This window comes from Micromonospora sp. AMSO12t, assembly GCF_008806585.1.
GTDB classification, from domain to species: Bacteria; Actinomycetota; Actinomycetes; order Mycobacteriales; family Micromonosporaceae; genus Micromonospora; species Micromonospora reichwaldensis.
This window is the reverse complement of record NZ_WAAS01000482.1, coordinates 1-1,782: the sequence shown is the minus strand read 5'-3', so window position 1 is coordinate 1,782 and position 1,782 is coordinate 1. Positions and strand designations below refer to the sequence as shown.

At 75.8% G+C, this 1,782-nt stretch carries 2 protein-coding genes and 1 riboswitch; of the genes, one reads left to right on the top strand and one right to left on the bottom strand.

Annotation, left to right across the window (positions count from 1 at the left end; translation table 11 throughout):
• Positions 1-107: 107 nt before the first annotated feature.
• Positions 108-1,013, bottom strand: a complete 906-nt coding sequence (locus F6X68_RS32490; RefSeq protein WP_151457813.1) for an endonuclease domain-containing protein — start codon at positions 1,011-1,013, stop codon at positions 108-110.
• A 122-nt stretch (positions 1,014-1,135) separates the two neighbouring features.
• Positions 1,136-1,244: riboswitch (TPP riboswitch) on the top strand.
• On the opposite strand from F6X68_RS32490, the gene F6X68_RS32485 reads away from it, so the two are divergent.
• Positions 1,239-1,782: thiamine phosphate synthase (locus F6X68_RS32485; protein WP_151457812.1), on the top strand; the 544-nt coding region annotated here is incomplete at its 3' end. It overlaps the preceding riboswitch by 6 nt.

The following is a 1,782-nucleotide window of genomic DNA, read 5'->3' as shown; positions in this document are numbered from 1 at the left end:
CTCGCCGCCAAGCCACGGCCAACCAGCCACCCCGGCAACCGGCCGGCCACCCGGCCTACCGGCCGGTTGCCGGGGTGGCTGGTTGGCCGTGGCTTGGCGGCGAGGGGTCAGGCGGAGGGGTGGCGCTCGCGGAGGGCCTGGCTCACCAGGGCGACGGTGCGGGTGGGGTGTCGGAGCACGTCGTCGGCGGTGAAGCGGAGGACGATCCAGCCGGCCGCGCGCAGGGCGTTCAGTCGGGCGACGTCCTGGCGGAAGTGGGCGCGCTCGCGGTGGTGGTCGCCGTCGTACTCGACCGCGACGCGCAGGGTCGGCCACGCCAGGTCCACCCGGCCGACGAAGCGCCCGTCGGCGTTACGAACGTCGTGCTGGGCGATCGCGGGTGGCAACCCCGCGTCGAGCAGGAGCAGCCGTAGGCGGGTCTCCATCGGGGACTCGGCCAGCGGCTCCGCCAGCGCCAGGATTTTCCGCAGCAGGGGCAGGCCGGGCCAGCCGGGCCGTGCGTCGGCGTACGCGCGTAGAGCGGTGAGCTTCACCACCCGGCGGTGCAGCAGCGCGTCAACGGCGACCAGGGCCTCGTCCCGAGGGGCCTGGCGGCCCAGGTCGAAGGCGGTGCGTAGGGGAGTGGTGACGGGCAGCCCGCCGAGGCGGGTGCGATCGGAATCCGGCACCACCGACCGGTTCACCCGAAGACGGGGGTGGGCGCGCATCCGCGCGGCGCGTGGCAGCAGCACGGTGACCGGCGCGTCCCGGCGAAGCAGGTCGACGCCCCACAGGTACGCGGCGCTGCGGCCGGCGATCGCCCCGCCGACCGGCAGCGACAGTGCGACCGCGTCGCACCACATTCGGTGGTCGTCCGCCCGATAGCCGTCACGGTGCACGTGGACGTCGGGCAGGAGGCGCTGCCAGGACGGCCCGCGCAGCATCGTCCGGGTCAGGAGGCCGTCGGCGATCGCGGCGCTGGCCCGGAACGGCAGGAAGGCCAGGCAGGGTGGTACCCGGGCGGCGGAGGGCATCCGGACAGCATCGCGTGACGGGACGGTCACGCGCCGCCCCGTCCCTCGGGTTCGGGCTGTCGATGTGAAATCCGCGTCCTGACCTTGGCGGATCCGGCGATCCGTCGTACGGTGACACCCGCAAGTGACCCACGGGAGCCCGGTGGACCGGGCTGAGAGGGGGGCTGTCAGCCCCCGACCGTCGAACCTGATCCGGGTAATGCCGGCGCAGGGAGGAGTGTTGCCGTGCCGTCCCTCGGGCGACTGCATCTCATCACCGACACCCGACCCGGGCGGGACCCGCTCACCGTGCTGCGGGCCGCCCTTGCGGTGGCCCGCGCGGAACTGGTCGTACAGGTCCGCGTGGAGGACGACGCCACCGACCGGGAGGCGTACGACCTGACCCGTCGGGTGGTCGCGCTCTGTGCCCCGTACGACGTCACCTGCCTGGTGAACGACCGGCTGCACGTGGCGCTGGCGGCCGGTGCCGCCGGTGGGCACGTCGGCGCGGAGGACCTGCCGGTCGGGGCGGCCCGCGGGGTGCTCGGCGCGACCGCCGTGCTCGGCGCCACCGCCCGCGAGCCGGGGACGGCCGCCGAGGCGGTCGCCGCAGGGGCCAGCTACCTGGGCGTGGGCCCCTGCCACGCCACCGGCACCAAGGCGGGGCTGCCGGCGCCGATCGGCCCGGCCGGGGTACGCGCCGTCGCCGACGCCGTGGACGTGCCGGTCGTCGCGATCGGCGGCGTGACCGCCGCGCGGGTGCCCGCGCTGCTGGCTGCCGGGGCGTACG